Raw genomic sequence first — 22,743 nt, 5'->3', positions numbered from 1 at the left:
ACATGGTTGGTCCCACAATTGCCCGGCCTGGTTCAATTGAAACTCTTGGAATCTGTAAATTAAATTCTGTGCAATGCTTTTTAACAGCCTTTGCAAGTGCTTGCATCGCCTCATGTGCATCAACGGATTTTTCGCCAGCCAAATAGGCAATTCCGTATCCCCCACCAAGATCTAATTCAGGTAATTCCTTTTTAAATTCATCACGATATTTTGCAAGGAATGTGACAAAACGCTCTGCCAGCATTTCAAATGACTCAAATCCAAAAATCTGGGAACCGATGTGTGCATGGATTCCACGAAGCTCTAGTGAAGAGTAGGCATGGACTTTAGTAATTGCTTCCCACGCAGCACCACTTGCAATTGAAAAACCAAACTTCACATCTTCATGGGCTGTCGAAATTGATTCATGGGTGTGGGCTTGAATTCCAGGAGTCAGGCGTAGATGAACGCGCTGGACTTTCCCTAACTGTGTAGCAGTCGCAGCTACACGATCAATTTCATACATTGAGTCAATGACAATTGTTTCGACGCCGATACTGACCGCCTTTTCGATTTCAGCGATTGATTTGTTGTTTCCATGTACTTCAATCTTTCCTGGATCGATTCCCCCGGCGAGTGCAACTGCCATTTCTCCAGCTGTGCTTACATCGATACCAATACCAATTTCCTTGATCCAGCGAGCAAGTTCAGTGCAGATAAATGCCTTTGATGCGTAATAAACAGTTCCAGCATCTGATCCAAATGCATCCTTGAGCGCTTTATCCCACGCAAGTGCGCGTTCACGAAAGTCTGCTTCATCAATAAAAAATGTTGGAGTTCCAAACTCTTTAGCAAGAACCTTTGCAGATAATCCTGCAATAGAAAGTTCAGCGCCAGTTGTAACAGATGAAGACCACATGAGTTACATCCTTTCCGGTGCGCTGACGCCTAGAAGATCTAGACCGTTATGTACAACCTGCTTTGTTACAGTACATAGTAATAAACGCGCAGTATGCAGCGCAGACAATTTCTCATCTCCCATTGGCAAGACACGGCAATCATTGTAGAAGCCGTGATACGTGCCAGCGACTTCTTCAAGGTACCGGGCAATGCGGTGCGGTTCGCGGAATTCGGCCGCACTTGCGACTACTCGTGGAAATTCGGCCAAGGCGCCCAATAATTCATTTTCGCGATCATGCACCAACTGCGCAGGGTCGAACTCCTTCAGATCTAATGAGACACCAAGTTCCTCGGCATTGCGCAAGACTGCAGCAATCCGAGCATGTGCGTACTGCACATAATAGACAGGATTCTCATTTGTATTTCTCTTTAAAACATCGATGTCCATAACCATCGGTGTATCTACTGGGTAGCGGATAAGCGTGTAACGAGCCGCATCTACGCCAACTTTTTCGACTAATTCTTCAAGAGTAATAATTGTTCCGGCGCGCTTAGACAGCTTTACTTCTTCGCCGCCTTCCATAATCTTTACAAGCTGGCCGATAAGCACATGAATGTTGTACTCAGGGTTATCGCCAGCACATGCTGCTGTTGCTTTCAAACGACCGATATATCCGTGGTGATCTGCACCTAACATGTAAATACAAATATCAAAGCCGCGTTCGCGCTTATTAATGTAATAGGCGGTATCTGACGCAAAGTAGGTAAGCGACCCATCACTTTTTGTCATCACTCGATCTTTGTCATCACCAAAGTCTGTTGTGCGTAGCCACACAGCGCCATCTACTTCAAAGACGTGACCTTGGGCGCGAAGTTTTTCCATGCCGTGTTCGACAGCGCCTTGATTGTGCAATGAACGCTCTGAAAACCAAACATCAAAATGTGTGTTGAAGGTATCTAAAACTCGTTGCTGATCTTTTAACTGCAATGTGTAAGCGGCTTCACGAAATGCAATAAAGCGTTCATCGCCTGAAAGATTCTTGATTCCTGCATTTTCTGCAACAACTTCTTGTGCTAAATCTTTAATATATTCACCTTGATAACCATTTTCTGGAACTGCATTACCAAGTGCAACCGCTTCTACAGATTGACCAAATAAATCCATCTGATTGCCGCGATCATTAATATAAAACTCTCTAGTTACCTGAGCGCCGGCTGAAGTAAGTACACGACCAAGTGCATCACCAACTGCTGCCCAACGTGTATGACCTAAGTGCAAAGGTCCGGTTGGATTAGCACTAATAAATTCAAGATTGATTTTTACTCCAGCAAGCGAAGTTCCTTTTCCATAGTCACTCTTTGCTGCAAGAATTGTTTGAACTAGAGCTGCTTGGCTCGCACGATTTAAGGTGATGTTGATAAACCCAGGTCCAGCAATTTCAACCTTAGATATATCTGCAACGCCGTTTAATTGATCTGCAATTATTTGAGCAACTTCGCGAGGATTTTTGCCTGCAGGTTTAGCTAATTGCAGGGCAATCGATGTTGCATAGTCGCCATGATCACGATCTTTTGGTCGCTCTAGCTTGATGGTGTCAGGGGTCTGGCCATTGAGGGTCCCAGCGTCGATAGATCGGCCGATAGCAGCCTTGATCTCGCGCTCCAAAATCTCAATATGTGAGGACATTAGGCAAGGTTATCGTGAGAGGCGAGGAGCGTTATCAAATCGTTAGGTGAAAACAGGCATTTACTCCATTTTTGATAGTGACCTTTTGGCCGAGCAGGACTATTTTTACCTCACTACTCACCCATACCAAAGGAATGGAAACAATTTCATTCTGGGTGATTTACCCCCGAAAGGTCGTTAATTAGATGACAAAGCGTCGTAACGCAGTCGTAGCTGTAATTTCAGCTGCAGTACTTGCACTAACTGGCTTCGTATCTGTTTCAGCTGCATCAGCAGCGTCAGTACAAGTTGGCGTAATTCTTCCAGATGCAGCTTCATCAGCTCGCTGGGAAACAGCAGACCGTAAGTTCCTTGCAGCAGCATTCAAGACTGCAATGGTTACTGCAGATATTCAAAACGCAAACGGAGACAAGGCTAAGTTCGCAACTATTGCTGATCAGATGATGGCAAAGGGCGTAAAGGTTTTGATCATGGCTGGACTTGATTCACCATCAACAGCTGCTATCCAAGCAAAGGCTGCAAAGGCTGGCATTAAGACAATCGATTACGATCGTCTAACACTTGCTGGTTCAGCTTCATACTACGTTTCATTCGACAACGTAGCAGTAGGCAAGCTCCAAGGCGAAGGAATCAAGGCATGTCTTGATGCAGCTGGAAAGAAGAAGGCTTCAATCGTTTACCTAAACGGTTCACCAACAGATAACAACGCAACATTGTTCAAGCAGGGTTATGACTCAGTTCTACGCCCATTGATCAACTCAAAGGCGTACACACTTGTTGATGACCAAGCTGTTCCAGATTGGGACAACGCAAAGGGTGGCGTAATTTTCGAGCAGCAGCTAACTAAGGCAGGCGGAAAGCTTGATGCAGTTGTATCAGCTAACGAAGGTCTTGGACTTGCAGCAGTAGCAGTTCTAAAGAAGAACAAGCTAAACGGCAAGGTATGCGTATCAGGTCAGGATGCAACAGCAGACGGACTTGCAGCGATCCTTACTGGTGACCTTTCAAACACTGTTTACAAGGCTGTAAAGCAGGAAGCAAACGGAGCTGCAGCTCTTGCGATCGCATTGATCAAGGGAACTAAGGTTACAAACGCAACTGGAAAGACAAACGATGGAAAGCGTGATGTTCCATCAGTTCTTCTAGTACCAGTTGGAATCACAAAGGCAAACGTAAAGGTAGTTATTGCTGATGGTTTCCAAACTCGCGCTGATGTTTGCAAGATTGCAACAGAAGCAGTTTGTAAGAAGAACGGTATCTAATTCGTTAGAAACCAGTCTGATTTACAGATGAATAATTAAGCAGTTCCGGTCCGGGGCAACTCGGGCCGGAACTGTTTTTATTTAAGAGCAAAACCGAATACTCTGACCTTCACCGTAACGCCCACACAGGTATCAAGATCCACAAAGGGAGCACACTTTATGAGCGAGCCAATTCTTTCGCTTCGCGGAATTAACAAGTCCTTTGGTCCAGTCCATGTTTTAAAGAACGTTGACTTTGATGCATACGCAGGACAGGTAACAGCACTTGTGGGAGATAACGGTGCGGGCAAGTCAACACTTATTAAATGTATCGCTGGAATTTATCAAGCCGAAGAAGGCGAGTTCCACTTTGAGGGACAAAAGGTTGATGTTGCCGGTCCTCGAGATGCAACTACACTCGGAATTGAAATTGTGTATCAAGATTTAGCACTGTGCGACAACCTAGACATCGTTCATAATATGTTTTTAGGTCGCGAAGTTAAAAAAGGTTTTATTCTTAATGAGTCAAATATGGAAGCGCTAGCTCGCAAAACTCTAGATGGACTAAGTGTCCGAACAGTTAAGTCGATTCGGCAAAAAGTTTCTTCACTTTCAGGTGGACAGCGCCAAACAGTTGCTATCGCTCGCGCAGTACTGTGGAATAGCAAAGTTGTGATTTTGGACGAACCAACTGCAGCACTTGGTGTTGCTCAGACCGAACAAGTTCTCAATCTTGTGCGTCGTCTTGCTGACAATGGACTGGCTGTAATTTTGATTAGCCACAATCTAAATGACATTTTCCAAGTTGCCGACAACATTGCAGCTCTGTACTTGGGCACAATGGCTGGACAGGTAAAGAAGACGGATGTAACAACCAATCAGGTAATTGAATTAATAACTACAGGTAAATCTGGAGGTGCGAAGTGAGTAACGATGTAGTCGTAGAAAAAGAATCACTTGGCACTGTTGCTCATAACTACTGGAGCAAGGTCAAAGCCGGCGATATTGGCTCGTTGCCTGCAGTTTTGGGGCTTGTCTCATTGGCCGCAATATTTACATTTATGTCTGAGTACTTCTTCACCAACCGAAACTTTGCAAACCTTCTAACCCAAGCGGCCCCCGTAATTGTTATTGCCATGGGCTTGGTTTTCGTACTTTTGCTGGGCGAAATCGATCTATCAGCTGGTTACGCATCAGGTGTTACTGGCGCGGTACTAGTTCTTCTTATTACTAACCATGATTTCCCTTGGTATGCCGCTTTGGCGATCAGCGTTGGAGTAGGTGCACTACTCGGCTTCCTCATGGGAACGCTCGTATCTCGAATTGGTATTCCATCCTTTGTTGTTACCTTGTCTGCATTCTTAGCATTTCAGGGAATCCTGCTTTTACTTGCAGGTGAAGGCGGAACTATCCCAATTGATAACAAAGTAATTCTGGCGGTAGAAAATAGCAATTTAACTCCAATTCAAGGTTGGATTCTCTACTGTGTAGCCAGCGCTGTATACGTGCTCTTAGGACTTAACCGAATTAATTCTCGCCGCCGTGCAGGATTAAAAGCTGAACTCTTAAACCTTTGGATTCTAAAAACTGGTGGGCTTTTATTGATTACTGGTGGCGCAGTCTTCGCACTTAATCAAGAACGTGGAAATCCTCCAATAATTAGTACTCGGGGTATTCCTATTGTTGTTCCAATTATCTTGTTGATCTTAGTTGCTGGAACATTCCTGCTAGGTAGCACCGCATTTGGTCGCCACTTATATGCCGTAGGCGGTAATGCCGAGGCTGCACGACGCGCAGGTATAAATGTAAAGCGTGTGCGTACAGTCGCATTTATCTTGTGTTCTTCATTAGCAGCAATTGCAGGAATGCTATTTGCTTCGCGTATGAACTCAATCTCACCATCGACCGGTGGTAGCTCAACACTTCTTTACGCTGTTGGCGCAGCGGTAATCGGTGGCGTTTCCTTGTTTGGTGGAAAAGGGAAGATGCGCGATGCAATCCTCGGTGGATTAGTTGTAGCCGTTATTGATAACGGTATGGGCTTGCTTGGTTACGGCGCAGGAATTCAATTCCTTGTAACAGGTGCGGTTCTGTTGGTATCAGCAAGCGTTGACGCGATTTCACGTCGCGGCAACATAGCCAGCTAGTTCCGACCGGAAAGCCAGCGCGTACGTCAAGTTAGTTTGCGCTTACTTCAAGCCCATCAAGTGCTCTAACGCAAGCTGATCAATGGCTTCATAGCCATATCCACGCTTGCCTGCTGCTTCCACATCAAATGAATCCTTGGAAAGATCCTTCCATGTTTCACCTGCAGCAAGAGTTGGCTCTGAGAGGCCAGGAATATTTGATTCCTTCATGGCTGCAACGACTCGTGAATCCGCGCGGAAAGCAGCTGCACGCTCTTTCAGTGCAAGGTAGGTGCGCATGTTCGCTGTTGCGGACTCCCACACACCCTTGTCACTTTCAGTACGTGCTGGCTTGTAATCAAAGTGCTTAGGGCCGGTGTAGTTGTAACGCTCAAGCAAATCAACCAAAAAGAATGCTGACTTTAGATCTCCGTGGCCAAAGACTAAATCTTGATCAAACTTTGGACCGTGCTGACCGTTCAGGTCAATGTGGAATAACTTCTTGTGCCACAACGCTTGCGCGATTCCATGAACAAAGTTAAGTCCCGCCATTTGCTCGTGACCAACTTCAGGGTTTAGGCCAACAAGTTCTGGTCGATCTAATGAGTTAATAAATGCAAGTGCGTGACCAATTGTTGGTAAGAAAATATCGCCGCGTGGTTCATTTGGCTTTGGTTCAATTGCAAATTTAATGTCATATCCATTGTCGGTTACGAATTCACCCAAGGTATTAAAAGCTTCACGGAAGCGATCTAGTGCTACGTAGGCATCTTTTGCGCCATCTGATTCAGCACCTTCGCGGCCGCCCCAACACACATATGTTGTCGCTCCAAGTTCTACGGCCAACTCAATATTTGTCATAACTTTGCGAATCGAATAGCGGCGAATGTCTTTATCATTTGATGTAAAGGCACCATCTTTGAAAACTGGATGTGTAAACAGGTTTGTAGTTGCCATTGGTACCTTCATGCCAGTTTCAGCAAGAGCTTTTTTGAAACGATCGATATGACCACGGCGAGCAGAGTCATCACTTCCAAATGGGATCAGATCATCATCGTGGAAAGTCACACCATGAGCTCCCCGAGCAGCTAACTCATTGACTGTGCGGACAGGATCCAAAGGATCACGAGTTGCATCTCCAAAGGGGTCGCGCGCCTGCCAGCCCACTGTCCAGAGGCCAAATGTGAACTTATCTGCAGGTGTTGGGGTCAATGACATGGCTTAAAGCCTTTCTATACGTATTCGCCGTTTTGGAACATTGGTAACTTACCTCTAATCTTGACCCCTATCCATACGGAAGCGGTAACGCTTTGGTATGGATTTGCGGGAGTGGTGAAATGGCAGACACGCAGGTCTTAGGAACCTGTGTCTTCGGACGTGCGGGTTCAAGTCCCGCCTCCCGCACACATCTATAGGTAAGAAGTTACAGTTCACACATGGCAAAGAAATCTGCAGCCAAAATCAAAATGGAAGCCGCTGAAATAAAGCGCGCTGCTGTTGCCCGCCGCGAAGAAAAGAAACAGCAATCTCACAGCGTTGTTACCAATGGAACTGAAGATCTGGATCGATATGAATCCCTAGACGGTGCTTGGCGTGAAATCGGCCTTGCTGCACCTGCCCGACGAGCTTTAATTGATGATGGCTTATTTGAATTGGCTGACCTGCGCAAGGTCTCACTTGCAGCGGTCAAGGAGCTTCATGGCATGGGCCCAAATGCCGTAAGGGTTTTAGTTGCTGAAATGAAAAAAGCGGATTTAGCTTTCCGCAAATAGAGGCACCTGCGAATTATTCGCAACTTTTCATTTGGTTATCAATGTGATTAAGTTTGCCCTGTTCACGAGTTCTACGTACTAGCCCCGGCTTAGTAGACGGCAACCCTCCAACGCGGTGGGGTGCTCCGGGTGACGAACTGGTCAGGAAACTGACAAGCGCGGTATTAATTACTTTGTAATTTACTACTTCGTTTGCAGATAAATGACACCTACTGCGATGGAGAGAGAAAATAATGTCTAACAACTGGTCCTTTGAAACCCTGCAGATTCATGCAGGTCAAACACCCGATCCAACAACTGGTGCGCGTGCATTGCCGTTGTATCAAACAACCGCATACCAATTCCGCGATACAAAGCACGCTGCCGATCTATTTTCATTGGCCGAGCTCGGTAATATCTATACCCGCATCATGAATCCAACCCAGGATGCGGTCGAACAACGTATTGCCGCTCTTGAAGGTGGAGTTGCAGCGCTGCTTGTTGCTTCTGGTTCAGCTGCAACAACTTTTGCAATTCTAAACGTTGCAGAAGCTGGCGACCATATTGTTTCGAGTCCAAGTCTTTACGGTGGAACATATAACTTATTCCATTACACACTTCCAAAGTTTGGCATTGAGGTTACATTTGTTGATGATCCAAGTGATGCCAAAAGCTGGCGCAAAGCGGTTAAGCCAAACACAAAGGCTTTTTTTGGTGAGACAATTGCTAATCCAAGTAATGAAATCTTGGACATTAGGACAATCGCAGATATTGCTCATGAAGTAGGTGTTCCATTAATCGTTGATAACACCGTAGCAACTCCATATTTGATCAAGCCAATTGATTTTGGTGCAGATGTAGTTATTCACTCAGCGACCAAGTTCCTGTCCGGCCACGGTAACGCTGTTGTTGGCGCTATCGTTGATTCAGGTAAATTTGATTTTGCGCAATACCCAGAAAAGTTTAAGGGCTTTAATGAGCCAGACCCTAGCTATAACGGAATTGTGTACGCACAAGCACTCGGAGTGGGCTCGGCATTTGGTGCAAACCTTTCATATATCTTCAAGATTCGCTTGCAATTGCTTCGCGATATAGGAGCAGCCGTTGCTCCATTTAATGCATGGCTACTTGCTCAGGGCCTAGAAACTCTGTCGCTACGTATCGAGCGTCACGTTGAAAACGCCAAGGCAATAGCAACATGGCTTGAAGCACATCCAAGTGTTTCAAAGGTCAATTACGCGGCCTTGGCATCATCACCTTGGAATAAGTTGGCACAGCAATATGCACCAAAGGGTCCAGGCGCGGTTCTTTCCTTTGAACTCAAAGGTGGAATAGAAGCTGGGACAAAGTTTGTCGAAGCACTCAAGCTATTTAGTCACGTAGCAAACATCGGCGATGTTCGATCACTTGTTATTCAACCTGCCACAACAACTCACTCACAGCTCTCAGCCGATGAGCAGTTGGCTGCGGGAGTTACGCCAGGTTTGATTCGCTTAAGCCTTGGCCTAGAAAATATCGATGATATTAAAGCTGACCTAGAGATCGGATTTGCTGCAGCAAAGTAAGACATCACTGAACAGTAACAATTAGAAAAAAGCCCCGATGGTCGACCATCGGGGCTTTTTTCTATTACAACTGAAAATTTCAGATTAATTGCTAAAAGCAAATGCAATCAATGCAACACCTGAAATAGCTAGCAATGCTTTAATCTCCCGGCGAGCCAATATCTTGAGCGCTGCCGGAATAAATGTGGCTCCAATGATTAATGCGCCCGGTGCAAAAATGATTGCGCTTCGGGAAACAATATCTGACTCTCCCCATTGGTATCGAAGATTAATCAGTCCACATGCAAAGAGCAGGTAGCCACCCATTCGGTAATTATTGATCCACAACTTATTGTCTTGATTATTGGGTGAGGCTGATTTATTCATGTGCTTAGTCTAGAAAGCAGAATAGGAGCGCCGCTTTCGCGACACTCCTATTCTTAGGAATATTGTGCTAATAACTAATCAAAAGATTAGTGATCTTCCTTCATTCCTTCTGCCATTGACTTCATACGTGCAATCTTCAAGATTGTTAGACCGAATACACACTTTGCCAAGATATCTGCAACTGTGTAACCAACCTGAACTGTTACGAATGATGATGATGATGCGTCACCAACGATGTTGAAGATGTAAGCAATTGGGTATACGCCCCATGTCGCGATTAGAAGTAGGCGCAGGCGACCAACGGTTGCTGCAACTCCTTCAGGCTGGCGCTCGAGTGACTTACCTAGCTCTACGAATAGAACGTAAAGGATGTAGATGAATGGAATTGTTGAAAGAACACCGTATAGAACCTGTGTGTTCTGGACTGTTGAAATTTCACCTGGGTAACCAAGAGCGATCATTGCAGCAGATGCTGGAACAAGGCGTGTGATTAGTGAGCGTGAAACTTCCTTAGCTAGTGCTAGAACTGCAATAACTTCTACTAGTAGTAGAGGAACAGTTAGAAGCCAGTCAACATAGCGGTATGCCTCGTTGAATGCGTTCTGTGAACCGTCTAGTAGTACTTTTCCACCTTCTGAAGCATGCTTGAATGAATCAAAAATACGTAGGTAGTGGTAACCAGCGATGAATGTAACCATCGATGACATAACTAGGGCGTTACGGTACTTCGCCAATACACGCTGTTGTGAAACGAGTGTGTAAATGGTGCAAGCGAGCATTGAAACGAGTCCTAACGAGAATACGTTATAGACCAGGTTCCATTGGTTGCTGTCTAGTTGCATTGAAATATGCCTCCATGAGGATCATGTGGAGAGGCCACTTGGCCTCTGAATTCATCGGCCATAAGGAATCCTCGAGGAACCCCTTTGACCTCCGACATTTCCCATTGTGAACCAAACGCGACTGTTTTGCACCCTCTTAGTGGGAAATTCTTGAGTTTTTTTCTTTTATTTTCTGGAAATAAGCGTGAAAATGGGGCAGCTTTCGATGAACTCACCGGAAACTGCCCCACCTCAAAACCTGCCAACTAGTAACTTACTGGCCTTGCCACATCTTCATTTCTGCCGCAAATGGGTCAAGGCCCATTGGGCCAAGCTTTAAGGCATAGCTGTGGAACTTCTTCATATTGAAGTCGGACCCTAGGCGCGCCTTGGCATCTTCACGGGCATTCATCCAGACGCGCTCGCCAACCTTGTAGGAAATAGCTTGTCCTGGCCATCCAAGGTAGCGATCAGTTTCACTGCGTGAATGATCCTCGTCTAGCAGTGCCTGCTCATTGAGCAACTTACGTGAGCTTTCAGCGTTCCAGACAACACCATTCTCATCCTTGTATCCAAGGTGCATGCCGATATCTACAACGATGCGTGCTGCGCGTAAGGCTTGTGCAGAGAGATAACCCATTTCAATACCTGGCTCATCAAAAGCACCAAGTTCATTCATGAAGCGCTCTGCATACAACGCCCACCCTTCGCCGTAACCGCTTATCCAGGCAGATGTACGCTGGAAACGAGTTAGCCGATCCTTCTCAACAGTTGCTGTTCCAACTTGTAGGTGGTGACCCGGAACCGCTTCGTGATACCACGTAGAAACTAGGTGCCAGTTGCTCACTTCATTCTTACCCAACATTGGAATCCACGTTGTACCTGGACGCGAAAGATCCTCTGATGGTGGGTTGTAATACGGAGCAGATGCACTGCCTGCTGGTGCAAGTCGAGCTTCACAAATTGCGATGCGTGGATCAATTTCAAAGAACTCACCATTCATGCGCTTCATTGCTTTATCGGTGAAATCCTGTAAATACTTAACGACGTTTTCTGGGCCAATAACCTTGTACTTAGAATCATTATCAAGTGTGTCAGCAACTTCGCGAAGTGTTTTTGCAGATGGGTTAATGACCTTTGCAAGCTCCCACATGCGATCGTTGATTGCCTTCAACTCTTTCTTACCCCACTCGTATGTTGCTGGAAGATCTAACTGAGCACCAGTGAAGAAGCGCGCCCACACCGCATAACGTTCTGCACCAACAGCATCATTAGGTGTGGCAATCGGCATGTAAGTTTGACGCAAGAATGTAGCCGCCTTTGCCGAAGCCGCTTCAGCAAGCTTTGCTGCTTCATGCATTGCTGGATACTTTCCATCGGCATCAAAGTTTTTACACATTGCGCTGTATCCACCCTTGGCATAACTATCTAACTGCTCAATAACACCCTTAACTTGACGCTGGGCAGTGGTTTTGCCTGACTTAGCAACCGTCATGATTGTTTCGCACCAAGAGCTATAAGCAGCATCTACTGCCGCTAAACGCTTTGCAATATTGTCAAAATCCTGCGGGCTCTTCTTGGGCATAAGTTCAAAGACAGACCGCACATTTGACGGTGGTGATGTCAAAACATTCCACAATACATATCCTTCTTGACTGTCATGCAAAGCAAGCCCTGACTCAAGACGCTCAGTCATTACAGCCTTAGCAATAAGATCAATTTCATCAATTGGTTGCATTGCAGAAAGCTTTTTCAAAGTTTCGCGAGTTAAGTTTGCACTTACCTCGGCTGCTGCAATTGAAAAGTCATCAAGTTTGTCCTGGTTAAGCCCATTGCCAAGTCTGGTACAACTCATTGGACTAAGGGCTGCTCTTTGATCAATGTAAACATCGCTGATTTCAAATATGGGTGATCTATGTGTCATGGGTGAAGTTTGGCAGTGGTGTAGGCCTTTGTCCACGGTTAATTATGCGAAAGTACCCTAGTCTTGCCAGTATGAGTCAGAGCCCAGTCGCTCCACCAAAGCTACGTGGTTGGTTTCACCTTGGGGCAACTCCGGCGGTCATCATCGCTTCACTGATTTTATTTATATTGAGTAAATCTTCACTTAAGTTCGCAGTTGCCATTTACTCCATTACGGCAATTATGTTATTTAGTGTTTCTGCTATTTATCATCGCGTCCCATGGGTGCCAGAAAAGAAAAAGATTTTGCGCCGTTGGGATCATGCAAATATCAATTTGTTAATTGCTGGTTCTTACACCCCATTTGCCGTTGCATTACTTGAAGGACGCGATCGAACAATTCTGTTATCTGTTGTGTGGATCGGCGCAGCATTAGGCGTTGCTCTTCGAGTTTTCTGGCTCAGTGCACCTCGTTGGCTATACGTAGCCAACTATTTGGCCTTGGGCTGGGTTGCTGTTTTTTATACTCCCGCCCTCTATCGCGCGGGTGGTTTATGGGTGCTACTTCCAATCGCAATAGGCGGTCTGTTCTACTCAGTCGGTGCCATCTTTTACGCCCTTAAGCGTCCCGGACGTGAGGCAAAGTACTTCGGCTTCCACGAGCTCTTCCATATCTTCGTGCTGGCCGCGTGGATTAGTCAGTACATAGCGATCTCAGTGGCGATTTACAGTAAATAGGTCATTGCTCTAACCTAGGCCATCTCTCCATACGGTTTTATTGAGCAGCGAGGTGCAGGATGGCGCAGAAGAAGAACTTCCTTAATTGGGTGGGCTTTACTGAAGAAGAGAGCACTAGTCTGCCTTCATCTGTTGATCGTATTCGCGAACTGGAAGCACAGCTTGCAGATTTGAAATCTCGCCGTGACATAACCGGCTTAACTAAAGAAGAGTTTGAAATTCTCGCAACTGAAACTGCGATGTCGATGATCAAGTCTGCGCAAGCTCGTGAGAGTAAGGCGCAAGTTGCAGCCACACGTTTGGTGTCAGAAACTGCACGCGCAACCAAGGAAGAGTTGGAAGCAGCCGATGCTAAGGCTCGCACAATACTTTCAGGTGCCGAGACTCGTGGACGCAAATATATCCAGGCCGCAGAATCTGAAGCAGAAGATAAAATTGCACAAGCTGAGTCTGAAGCTGAAGCACTTATCGAAAGTAAGAAGCGTGAAATTTCCGCTCTTGCCACAGCTGCCCGCCGCGAAGGTGAGCGGATAGTTTCTGAAGCAACTACAGAAGTCACTGGTTATCGTCAGTGGCTCTCAGGTGTTATCTCTGAAGCAGAGCGTTTATACAGAATTCAAAAGCAATCACTAGATGCTGCAGAGTCTGCAATTCAGCAATCTCGAAATCGCCTAGATGGTGCCTTCCAAAGATTAGAAGATCTACAAAAAAGCGTTCTAGATAACTTAAACGCAGATGACACCTTGATTAATCCAGGACCTCTTAAAGTTGCCAGCCAACGCACACGTCCTGCATTAGCAGCACCTAAGAAGACAGCAAAGAAGGCAGCTAAGAAAGCTCCGGCAAAGAAGAGTGCTGCAAAGAAATCTGCAAAGCGCTAGATAGCTCTTCGCTATTTAAAACAGCGTTACTTCGTAGGAGTTAATCAATCATGGCCACTGAACGAGGTATCCGATACATACCTGCAATTGATGGCTTGCGTGCTGTCGCGGTCATAGCTGTGATGTTGTATCACCTTGGATTCAAGTGGATTCCTGGTGGTTTCTTGGGTGTTGACCTCTTTTTTGTAATCTCTGGCTACGTAATCACCCGTTTGTTACTGGACTCAATTCAGCGCAGTGGAGGTTTGGATCTTAGGGCTTTCTATATGGCGCGTATCCGCCGATTATTGCCACCACTTGTATTCATGATCATCACAACCACAATATTTGTTGGCTTTTGGGCACCAGACACGATGCGGCGATTTTTGGGTGACGCTCCATTCGCACTGTTTGGTGGAATGAATTGGTGGTTAGTCTTTCGCCAAACTGATTACTTTGAAGCAATTGGACGCCCGCCACTGCTGCAACACACCTGGTCTTTAGGTGTAGAAGCCCAGTTCTATCTGGTGTGGCCTCTGATTTTGTTATTGGTTCTTCGTTACTTTGGCAAAAACAAGATCCCTGGTGCAGCACTTTTAATTGCCGCCTTTTCGGGTATCGCTTTGCTAGTCGTCTCGTTGCAAATAGATGCAGCAAGTACTTCAAAGGTAAGTCACGTTTACTTTGGAACAGATACTCACAGTATTGGTTTATTTCTTGGTGCAGCATTAGCGGTCAGCTGGATCCCACAAAACCTTCAAGAAACAGTAACTCGTAAGGCTCAAGATTTTATCGACGGAATTGGAATAGTTGGATTTCTTGGAATCATCGCAGCATTCTTGTTTATTGATGAAAACGATCCAACTTTGTATAAGTTGGCATTCCCGCTAGCCGGATTATTCGGATGTGCAATCATCACTTCGATTGTTCACCCTGCATCGCGCTTTGCACCTATCTTAAGTAGCAAGCCATTTGTTTGGATCGGCGAGCGTTCATACGCAATTTATCTCTGGCACTGGGTAGTTTTCCAAGTTACTCGCCCCGATTATGATCTTGAAGGTTCTCAATGGGCTTTGTATTCATTGCGTCTATTGATCGTCTTCGCCTTGGCTGATATTTCATTACGATTAGTTGAACTGCCTGTTCGTACTGGATTGATTGATTATTGGTTTAAGGGAATGAAATACCGCACAAAGCGCGTGCAATTGCGCCAAAGAGCTGGTGTTTTGCTAATTATCCTTGCGATCATTGGTTCAACCGCAACGGTTGCTACAAGTGCAATCGCTAAAGGTGATAAACAACTAGCGCAGTTAAAGGAGCAGTTGCAAACACCTACAACATCTCCTTCAGTACCCTCTGACGTTAATGATCCTGGATTATGGGTCACAGGTGACTCAGTAATTCTGGGAATCCGTTTTGAATTAGATAGTCGCCAACCCATTGGATTGATTAATGCAAGAGTAGGGCGACAAGCAACCGAGCTACTTGAAGTGATTACCAATGACAAAGCAAACATGAGTATGGCAACTATTGTTTTGAATTTGGGTAATAACAACAAGCTCACTGAAGAACAAGTTGCAGCCATTTTTGAGGTGATTAAAGATCAGCCTCGAATTGTTGTTGTAAATACCGCTGTTCCGCGGGCTTGGCGAGATGACAACAATGCACTTATTGCACAGTACGCCACTATTTACGGTGCCTACTTAGTTGATTGGGCAACAATTTCTCAAGGCCACTCAGAGTACTTTGGGCCAGATGGTGTTCACCTTGTCCCTGCAGGTGTGCGCGCTTATGTGGATGCAATAACTGCGCAGCTCTAAATACTTCAACAAGTGAGCAAAACAAAATCCCCCACCAATCGGTGAGGGATTTTATTTAATCTAATTTAGATTTACTTGAACTCCCCTGGAATTCCAAAAGCTGTAGCTGATGCAGTCTGTCCATCTGAGTACACAGATGAAACGCGGAACTGAGTCCATCCTGAATCACTTGCCTTTGTTACATTCTGAGTTAGTTGATCTGCTGGAACAGTTGCAATTACTGTCCACTCGCCTGCTCCGTTTGCACGGATCTCAACGTTATATCCAGCTAAACCATCAACTGCTGTTGGTGCAATCCAGCGAAGCTTCAATCCCTCTGCACTGTTTAGAGCAACAAACTTTGTTGGTGCTTCTACCGCTGTAACAGCCACGCCTGTTGACTCTGTTGCAGATGGTTCGGCACTTGGCTCTGCAGACTCTGACATTGATGGCGTCGGAGTCGCTGCATCATCACTTGTTCCAGATGACTGAGACCAAACAATTGCAACTAATGCCACAATTCCGATTACAACAATCCATGCTGTGCGGTTTGAAGTGGATGCCTTAGGCGCAGCAACTGGCTTGGCTGCAATAGGTGCAACTGATTTTGCTGGTGCACTAATCGCTGCTGGCGCAGATGTAACACGAGTTGTCGTTGCTTTTTTAACAACGCGCTTTGCTGGAGCCTTCTTCGCGGTCTTCTTAACAACTTTTTTGGCGACAGCTTTCTTTGCTGTCTTCTTTACCACACGCTTGGTTGCAGTTTTCTTTGCTGAAGACTTCTTTGCTGTCTTCTTTGCGACTGCTCTCTTGGCAACAGCTTTCTTAGCTGTCTTCTTTTTCGCTACAGCTTTCTTAGCTGGCGACTTCTTTGCAGCTGTCTTCTTTGCAGGAGACTTTTTTGCTGCCTTCTTTGCGGTCTTCTTAACGGCCACTTCGAACTCCTTGGATTGCTATAAGCACGCAATTAACGCGCTGTGATAGGTAAAGGTTACCCCAGGCTCGCAAGCAAATGGATGACATGAGGTGCTAATGCGCGTAGTGATTTTCCGCGGTGGCTCAGTAAATCCTTTTCCTCCGCGCTCATTTGCGCAGAAGAAATGGACAAACCCGCGGGCTGAAATATCGGGTCGTAGCCAAATCCATTCTCGCCAACTGGGGCACGCAGAATCACTCCATCGAATCGACCTTCGGCAACCTGTTGGCGACCGTCCGGAAGTACTAGCGATGCCACACACATGAAGTGCGCAGTGCGCTGTTCGTCTGCAACATCTTTGAGCTGATCTAAAACCTTTTCTAGATTTGCTCGGTCATTTCCATGTTCACCTGCCCACCTGGCAGAAAAAATCCCTGGATCACCTTTTAGTGCATCAACACATAATCCTGAATCATCAGCAATCGCCGGCAACCCAGTTGCTTGGCTCGTATAGCGAGCCTTGAGTAAAGAGTTCTCTTCAAATGTTGATCCTGTCTCTTCAACATCTAACAAATCCGGGAATTGATCCACACCAATAAGTTCTATGGCACCTGGGGCTAAAGCATCCAGAATCCGTCGAAACTCAGTGATCTTTCCTTGATTACGTGTTGCTAAAACAAGTTTGTGAGACATTACTTCGCAAGTACATCTTTCTGCATCTGGTTAAGTGTTGCACATCCAGCAACTGCCAAATCAAGTAGTTGATTTAATAATGCGCGATCGAAGGGTTCACCTTCAGCTGTTCCTTGTACTTCAATGAATCTTCCATCACCGGCAACAACAACATTCATATCTGTTCCTGCACGGACATCTTCTTCATAGCAAAGATCTAGCATTGGAACACCGTCAATAATTCCAACACTTACCGCTGCAACAGAATCATTGAGTGGTTTTGCATCTGCCTTGATGTGTCCTTGCGCCTTTGCCCAAGAGATTGCATCTGCTAGTGCAACGTATGCACCTGTAATCGCTGCAGTACGTGTTCCGCCATCTGCTTGTAATACATCACAGTCAATAACGATTGTGTTTTCGCCGAGTTCTTTCATATTTACTACTGCCCGCAAAGAACGACCAACTAAGCGAGAAATCTCTTGTGTGCGACCACCGAGCTTCCCTTTAACACTTTCACGATCTGAACGTGTGTGAGTTGCACGAGGCAACATTGCATACTCTGATGTAACCCATCCATTGCCAGTGTCTTTTAACCAACGTGGAACACCTGGTGTAAATGATGCAACACATAAAACACGAGTTTTGCCGAATTCAACTAATACTGAACCTTCGGCATGATCTAACCAACCTCGAGTAAATTTAATTTCCCGCAGATCATTTACTGTGCGCCCATCATTGCGTGCCATTTATAGCTCCTTGTGCTCGACTTGTGTGACCTCGGGACCTAGAAAACGTCGAGCCAAGGTTTCAAATGCCTTTGCATCACCGGTTGCTAAGAATCTATGTGTTGCTGGGGCCGATGACTGTGAGCGTAACAAGCCATTTTCAACTAATGTTCGGTACAAATCTTTTGCTGTTTCTTCAGCACTTGAAACCAAGGTTACGCCTTCACCCATAACGTAGGAAATAACACCGGTTAATAAAGGATAGTGCGTGCAGCCTAAAACCAACGTGTCAACCTTTGCATCCATTACTGATGCTAAGTATTCGCGAGCAACCTTGGTAATTTCAGCACCCGAAGTCTCGCCACGTTCAACATATTCAACAAACAATGGGCAAGCAATCGAAGTGATCTTTAGTTGTGGGGCTGCTGCAAATGCATCTACGTAAGCCTTTGAGTCAATAGTTGCGCGCGTTCCGATGACACCAATACTTCCTGATCTTGTTGCTGCAACTGCTCTTCGCACAGCAGGTTGGATAACTTCAATAACCGGAATTGAATAGCGTTCACGTGCATCACGCAGCATTGCAGCTGATGCCGTATTACATGCAATGACTATTGCTTTAACACCTTGCTCAACAAGGAAATCCATTGTTTCAAGTGCAAATTCACGGACTTCAGCTAATGAGCGCGGGCCATAGGGACCACGTGCTGTGTCACCAATGTAAAGAGTGGATTCATTAGGAAGTTGATCCAAGATTGCACGTGCAACGGTGAGACCGCCTACACCTGAATCAAATATTCCTATTGGGGCATCACTCACAGGCCTAGCCTACCTCGAGTCAATGCTCTATTCAGATTCATCCATGAGCGCGGAAATTAAACTTTCTTGCAGCCAGCCAAGCCAGCTATACACCGCATAAACCCCACGCATTGGGTCATCAGGGGCCAATAATTCCAATTCTTGATGCGTGTTTTCTTCAACCTTTAATCGAACACCTAATGCAAGGCGTACATCATTCATCGCACCAAGCCATGCATTTGCACCATCATGATCAACTTCAACGATTCCATCAACTGCACTCTTGAGATGCATACGCATCGCCATTGCGTACGCCTGTTTCTTTTGTCGCAATGTTGATTCGGTATATCTACGAAATTCGGAGGCATCAACTTGATCGGCATATGCATTAGGCAATAAGCGCAGTAGCACTTCATCATCGGGCGGTGTGTCATGCATAGTGATACCAACCATTGCAGCCAAAGGGTCATCATTATGATGATCCACACGCTCTGCTAACAGCTCAATTATCTGCTCAACTAAATTGACTAAGACTTCACGTTCGGATTCAGAGAATTTTGCTAGGTAGGCATTATCGCCATGACGGAAAAAACCGTGCTCATTCTCTTTCATGTCGCTTGATCACCGCGCTGCAATGTTGCCCACAACCCATATTCGTGTAAACGAGCAACATCATGTTCCATCTCTTCGCGACTTCCCGATGAAACAACCGCTTTGCCTTCGGTATGAACCTTCATCATTAACTCGTGTGCTTTTTCTTTGCTGTATCCAAATAATTCCATTAATACATATGTCACATAAGTCATTAGATTAACTGGGTCATCCCAAACAATAGTTATCCATGGAACATCGGCACTAAAGATCGCTTGCAACTCTTCTTCGATCTTATCCTTTATTTTCGGCATGTTTATCGAATCACAATCGCAAATATGGCAGAGGCGATGTCGCCGACGACTTGAACACGCATTGTGACGACTCCTCGCTTTGGTTCTGACGCAGTAAATGTGAATAAACCATTGGCATCTGAAGTAGAAGCCATACCAACATTTTGCCACTTTCCACTAATGTTTTTCTGTAAATTCGCAGATTTGCCAACTAATTTAGGTAGTAGCTGTGCCTTAATCGTAATTACAGATCCCTTTGATGCAGATACTGGGCGATCAATTTGAATAAGACTCTTTACAGCAATCTTTTCTTCAGCACTTACTGATTCTGCTCGCTCCCACGTTCCAATAGTTGTTAGGCGAATCGAAGCATCTGTTCCCAAGGTCATTGGTGTTGTAACAGTGCCATCGAGTGCGGTCACTAGGTCTGTAATCTTTGTCCACACAGATTCACCAGGACGCTTAATTTCAAGAGCAACAGTTACACCAGTTATCGGTGTTTTGTCCTTCAAGGTGATTAAACCTTTAACAGTGAACAAATTCCCGTAATAGATCGTGCCCTGATTGATGTTTTCTAATGTCATTGTGTTGATTACAGGATCGGGTGCAATGGCAAGTGCGGCGCTACGAATCTCATTTGTTGCCGCTGCGTCTTCCATACCCAGAGTCCACATTGCAGCGCCACCAAGACGATACTTTGCAACCAAAGCCATTCGTGCAGCGAAGCTTCGAGCATTTTGATACCAAACAGTTCGATTGACTGTGCAGGCTGTTGATGCCCCAGTTGGAGATAATCCGTTGTAGCTCTGTGTATAGCTATAGGTGGCTTCGCTGTACTGCTCATTAAATATTGGAACTGCACCATCAATTGCAGCCTTTGCATCTGCATAATTCATTTTGAATGTTGCAGCTTTTGCTCCACCGATTAATCCAGGGGGTGCCGATGTTGGACATTTTCCATTAACAGATGTAATCCAATCCCGACCATAACCAGGCAAGCCCATATAAACCTTGGATGCTGGCATGACGCTAATTGCATATTGAATAGTCTTTTCTGTCCATGACAAAGGACCCATAGGGCCAGGCTTTGCCACTGAATAGTCATACGTCATGATTCTTAAACGATCGATACTGCTTGCAATATCTGCCCATGCATATACAAAATAACCTTTTTGCTTTTCTTTCGGATCATACAAATAAGGAGTTGATACGGATAACAATTTGTTTTTTGCATGGAGCGCAACGCTCAATTCTTTGACCAAAGCGACCCATCGAGGTGCGGTCTTGCTCCAGGTAGTGTTTCCATCAACAAAAGCAAAACCTTCATAATCCAGATCAATTCCGTCAAAGTTATTCTTGACTACTAAATCTACGATTGTATTTACAATCGTTGTTCGGGTGGCGGCATTTGATAGGTATTCAGAAAGAACAAGTTTGGCTGTGCCATCTGTCATTGTTGGGATAATTTTTAATCCAGCACGCCGCATTAAACACACAGTGTCTGCCATTGGCCACGAAGGATTACCAGAAACATAATCATCACGAATTACTGTTGGGCTTTTTAAGCTAAACCAAAAGGGCATTACCTCTTTCATTAAATCCTTGTTTGTAAAAAGGTATGAACTTTCGATTGCTTGATTTTCGGCTGGGCCATACTGAGATGCATCGCAAACAGGTGCTTGTCCTGCAATAGTGGGGGCAGCTGTAGGAAGCTTGCGCACCAATGGCAGAACAGTCTTGACAGAGTAATAAGGAATCCATCCAGACAAAATCTTTCGCGGTTCTTTGTCGGCTGCTTGTGTGGGTTGTGCAAAAGTGGTGAAGAGTAAAAGAATCGAAAGTGCGAAGCCAAACCTGCGCTTCATTCTTATTTATCTTCAGGTGCTTGTTTCAATCCTGCGTAAATCTCTTTGCAGGTTGGACAAATTGGATACTTTTCAGGATCCCGAGAAGGGGTCCATTTCTTCCCGCACAGAGCTTTTACTGCTTTTCCAGTGACGGCTGATTCAGTGATCTTCTCTTTCTTCACATAATGAGCAAAACGATCATGCCCACCATCATCTTCGAGTAGTTCTTCGGATGGTCTGATCAGCAGATCGGCGTCACCGTCTGTTCCGATTTTCTTAAAGAGGCCCATTAGGTGGATAAGAATACCTTTGAGCACCTCAAAAGTACGGGTAGAATTCACAAATGAAGGACTTACTACGTACCGAGCACTTGAGCCGAGCCGATGTCGAATTATTGCTATCGACAGCCGCTGAATTTGCTGAGAATCCACTGCGGTCAAGCACCGCACTGGCAAATAAGTCCGTTGCTATTTACATGACTAAGCCTTCAACACGTACTCGCTTGTCATCTGAAACAGCTGTTGCTCACCTCGGTGGAACACCAATCTTTATTCGCGGCGATGAATTGCAATTGGGGCGCGGTGAAACTATTGCAGATACTGCAAAAATAATTAGCGGCTACTGCAGTGCATTAATCATTCGCACATTTGCACAAGCTGATGTTGATGAACTTGGCGCTAATGCATCAATTCCTGTCATTAATGCACTTACAGATAATGATCACCCAACACAGTTACTTGCTGACTGGTTAACAATCCGAGAAAAATTCGGAGCAGACATCACCGGTCGCAAGTTTGTATACCTTGGCGATGGAAACAATATGTCTCATGCCTGGTTACTAATGGGTGCAATTATGGGAGCACATGTTGTAGCGGCGACCCCTAGTGGTAAGTGGGCACCAGATCCAGTTGTTGTTGCAGTAGCAAAAAATATTGCATCTCATAATGGTGGAGAAGTTGAAGTAACACATGATCCAGAATTAGCGGCCAAAGATGCATCTGTGCTCTATACCGATGTATGGATGTCGATGGGTGATTCAGAAGCAGACCGTGCAGAAAAGGTGCCCGCACTCTCGCCGTTTGCTGTAACAGAAAACCTTATGAAACTGACAAGTAAGGACTCAGTGTTCATGCATTGTTTACCCGCCCACCGCGGTGAAGAAGTTG

At 45.5% G+C, this 22,743-nt stretch carries 23 protein-coding genes, 1 tRNA gene and 1 riboswitch; of the genes, 10 read left to right on the top strand and 14 right to left on the bottom strand.

Annotation, left to right across the window (positions count from 1 at the left end; all coding sequences use genetic code 11):
- A partial coding sequence (locus tag AC9UEY_RS04520; RefSeq protein ID WP_509538359.1) for a diaminopimelate decarboxylase family protein occupies positions 1 to 898 on the bottom strand: 898 nt, incomplete at its 3' end.
- Positions 899 to 901: 3 nt separating this feature from the next.
- On the bottom strand, positions 902 to 2,566 hold the full coding sequence (argS, locus tag AC9UEY_RS04515) for an arginine--tRNA ligase (RefSeq protein WP_509538356.1): 1,665 nt from the start codon (positions 2,564 to 2,566) through the stop codon (positions 902 to 904).
- 185 nt (positions 2,567 to 2,751) lie between these two features.
- Between argS and AC9UEY_RS04510 the strand changes: the two genes are divergently transcribed.
- From AC9UEY_RS04510 to AC9UEY_RS04500, 3 genes are all read left to right on the top strand, one after another.
- The gene (locus tag AC9UEY_RS04510; RefSeq protein ID WP_509538353.1) at positions 2,752 to 3,828 is read left to right on the top strand and encodes a sugar ABC transporter substrate-binding protein; all 1,077 of its coding nucleotides are present in this window, start codon (positions 2,752 to 2,754) and stop codon (positions 3,826 to 3,828) included.
- A gap of 159 nt (positions 3,829 to 3,987) precedes the next feature.
- The gene (locus tag AC9UEY_RS04505; protein ID WP_509538351.1) at positions 3,988 to 4,734 is read left to right on the top strand and encodes an ATP-binding cassette domain-containing protein; all 747 of its coding nucleotides are present in this window, start codon (positions 3,988 to 3,990) and stop codon (positions 4,732 to 4,734) included.
- Positions 4,731 to 5,954 carry a sugar ABC transporter permease gene (locus tag AC9UEY_RS04500; RefSeq protein WP_509538348.1) on the top strand — a complete coding sequence of 408 codons (1,224 nt, stop codon included), beginning with the start codon at positions 4,731 to 4,733 and terminating at the stop codon, positions 5,952 to 5,954. The genes AC9UEY_RS04505 and AC9UEY_RS04500 overlap by 4 nt, the downstream gene beginning before the upstream one ends.
- A 42-nt stretch (positions 5,955 to 5,996) precedes the next feature.
- Here the strand turns inward: AC9UEY_RS04500 and xylA are convergent, their stop codons facing one another.
- Positions 5,997 to 7,151: a xylose isomerase gene (gene xylA / locus AC9UEY_RS04495; RefSeq protein ID WP_509538345.1), complete on the bottom strand. Its 1,155-nt coding sequence runs from the start codon at positions 7,149 to 7,151 to the stop codon at positions 5,997 to 5,999.
- 105 nt (positions 7,152 to 7,256) lie between these two features.
- Here xylA and AC9UEY_RS04490 point away from each other — a divergent pair.
- The 3 genes from AC9UEY_RS04490 to AC9UEY_RS04480 all read left to right on the top strand — a co-directional run bounded on the left by AC9UEY_RS04490 (position 7,257) and on the right by AC9UEY_RS04480 (position 9,249).
- A tRNA-Leu gene (locus AC9UEY_RS04490) sits at positions 7,257 to 7,337 on the top strand.
- 32 nt (positions 7,338 to 7,369) lie between these two features.
- Positions 7,370 to 7,705, top strand: a complete 336-nt coding sequence (locus AC9UEY_RS04485; protein WP_509538342.1) for a helix-hairpin-helix domain-containing protein — start codon at positions 7,370 to 7,372, stop codon at positions 7,703 to 7,705.
- Between the two features lie 60 nt (positions 7,706 to 7,765).
- A riboswitch (SAM riboswitch) is annotated at positions 7,766 to 7,870 on the top strand.
- A gap of 68 nt (positions 7,871 to 7,938) precedes the next feature.
- Positions 7,939 to 9,249 (top strand): bifunctional o-acetylhomoserine/o-acetylserine sulfhydrylase, encoded by a 1,311-nt coding sequence (locus tag AC9UEY_RS04480; protein ID WP_509538339.1) that lies wholly within the window; start codon positions 7,939 to 7,941, stop codon positions 9,247 to 9,249.
- Between the two features lie 84 nt (positions 9,250 to 9,333).
- Here AC9UEY_RS04480 and AC9UEY_RS04475 read toward each other — a convergent pair whose 3' ends face one another.
- The 3 genes from AC9UEY_RS04475 to AC9UEY_RS04465 form a co-directional block, all read right to left on the bottom strand.
- A complete protein-coding gene (locus AC9UEY_RS04475; protein WP_509538336.1) occupies positions 9,334 to 9,615 on the bottom strand; it encodes a hypothetical protein in 282 nt (93 codons plus the stop codon).
- Between the two features lie 86 nt (positions 9,616 to 9,701).
- Positions 9,702 to 10,457, bottom strand: a complete 756-nt coding sequence (locus AC9UEY_RS04470; protein WP_509538334.1) for a bacteriorhodopsin-like — start codon at positions 10,455 to 10,457, stop codon at positions 9,702 to 9,704.
- 253 nt (positions 10,458 to 10,710) lie between these two features.
- The gene (locus AC9UEY_RS04465) at positions 10,711 to 12,360 is read right to left on the bottom strand and encodes a DUF885 domain-containing protein (protein WP_509538331.1); all 1,650 of its coding nucleotides are present in this window, start codon (positions 12,358 to 12,360) and stop codon (positions 10,711 to 10,713) included.
- Positions 12,361 to 12,431: 71 nt separating this feature from the next.
- Here AC9UEY_RS04465 and trhA point away from each other — a divergent pair, with 71 nt between their 5' ends.
- From trhA to AC9UEY_RS04450, 3 genes are read left to right on the top strand one after another with little or no spacing between them, the layout of a single operon-like run.
- Positions 12,432 to 13,076 carry a PAQR family membrane homeostasis protein TrhA gene (gene trhA / locus AC9UEY_RS04460; protein ID WP_509538329.1) on the top strand — a complete coding sequence of 215 codons (645 nt, stop codon included), beginning with the start codon at positions 12,432 to 12,434 and terminating at the stop codon, positions 13,074 to 13,076.
- Positions 13,077 to 13,135: 59 nt separating this feature from the next.
- Positions 13,136 to 13,957, top strand: a complete 822-nt coding sequence (locus AC9UEY_RS04455) for an ATP synthase subunit B family protein (RefSeq protein ID WP_509538326.1) — start codon at positions 13,136 to 13,138, stop codon at positions 13,955 to 13,957.
- A 50-nt stretch (positions 13,958 to 14,007) separates the two neighbouring features.
- Positions 14,008 to 15,756, top strand: coding sequence for an acyltransferase family protein (locus tag AC9UEY_RS04450; RefSeq protein ID WP_509538324.1), 1,749 nt, complete (start codon positions 14,008 to 14,010; stop codon positions 15,754 to 15,756).
- A 71-nt stretch (positions 15,757 to 15,827) separates the two neighbouring features.
- Here the strand turns inward: AC9UEY_RS04450 and AC9UEY_RS04445 are convergent, their stop codons facing one another.
- The 8 genes from AC9UEY_RS04445 to AC9UEY_RS04410 are packed head-to-tail and all read right to left on the bottom strand — an operon-like array spanning position 15,828 to position 21,867.
- Positions 15,828 to 16,670 (bottom strand): hypothetical protein, encoded by an 843-nt coding sequence (locus AC9UEY_RS04445; protein ID WP_509538321.1) that lies wholly within the window; start codon positions 16,668 to 16,670, stop codon positions 15,828 to 15,830.
- A gap of 56 nt (positions 16,671 to 16,726) precedes the next feature.
- Positions 16,727 to 17,344, bottom strand: a complete 618-nt coding sequence (gene rdgB, locus AC9UEY_RS04440) for an RdgB/HAM1 family non-canonical purine NTP pyrophosphatase (RefSeq protein WP_509538318.1) — start codon at positions 17,342 to 17,344, stop codon at positions 16,727 to 16,729.
- Entirely contained in the window at positions 17,344 to 18,069 is a 726-nt protein-coding gene (gene rph, locus AC9UEY_RS04435) for a ribonuclease PH (protein ID WP_509538315.1), read from the bottom strand. The genes rdgB and rph overlap by 1 nt, the downstream gene beginning before the upstream one ends.
- On the bottom strand, positions 18,070 to 18,867 hold the full coding sequence (murI, locus tag AC9UEY_RS04430) for a glutamate racemase (protein ID WP_509538312.1): 798 nt from the start codon (positions 18,865 to 18,867) through the stop codon (positions 18,070 to 18,072). It abuts the gene before it with no gap.
- Between the two features lie 27 nt (positions 18,868 to 18,894).
- Positions 18,895 to 19,458 (bottom strand): DUF2017 domain-containing protein, encoded by a 564-nt coding sequence (locus AC9UEY_RS04425; RefSeq protein WP_509538309.1) that lies wholly within the window; start codon positions 19,456 to 19,458, stop codon positions 18,895 to 18,897.
- On the bottom strand, positions 19,455 to 19,751 hold the full coding sequence (gene clpS, locus AC9UEY_RS04420; protein ID WP_509538307.1) for an ATP-dependent Clp protease adapter ClpS: 297 nt from the start codon (positions 19,749 to 19,751) through the stop codon (positions 19,455 to 19,457). Before clpS ends, AC9UEY_RS04425 begins: the two co-directional genes overlap by 4 nt.
- A 2-nt stretch (positions 19,752 to 19,753) precedes the next feature.
- On the bottom strand, positions 19,754 to 21,595 hold the full coding sequence (locus tag AC9UEY_RS04415; protein ID WP_509538305.1) for a glycosyl hydrolase family 18 protein: 1,842 nt from the start codon (positions 21,593 to 21,595) through the stop codon (positions 19,754 to 19,756).
- Positions 21,596 to 21,597: 2 nt separating this feature from the next.
- Positions 21,598 to 21,867: a DUF3039 domain-containing protein gene (locus AC9UEY_RS04410; protein ID WP_509538303.1), complete on the bottom strand. Its 270-nt coding sequence runs from the start codon at positions 21,865 to 21,867 to the stop codon at positions 21,598 to 21,600.
- 53 nt (positions 21,868 to 21,920) lie between these two features.
- On the opposite strand from AC9UEY_RS04410, the gene argF reads away from it, so the two are divergent.
- Positions 21,921 to 22,743, top strand: an 823-nt coding sequence (argF, locus tag AC9UEY_RS04405) for an ornithine carbamoyltransferase (protein ID WP_509538300.1), incomplete at its 3' end; no start/stop codon positions are given.

The sequence above is a fragment of the Candidatus Planktophila sp. genome, assembly GCF_040402275.1.
Classification (GTDB): Bacteria; Actinomycetota; Actinomycetes; order Nanopelagicales; family Nanopelagicaceae; genus Planktophila.
The sequence above is the reverse complement of the archived record's forward strand: the minus strand, read 5'-3'. Positions and strand labels throughout refer to the sequence as shown.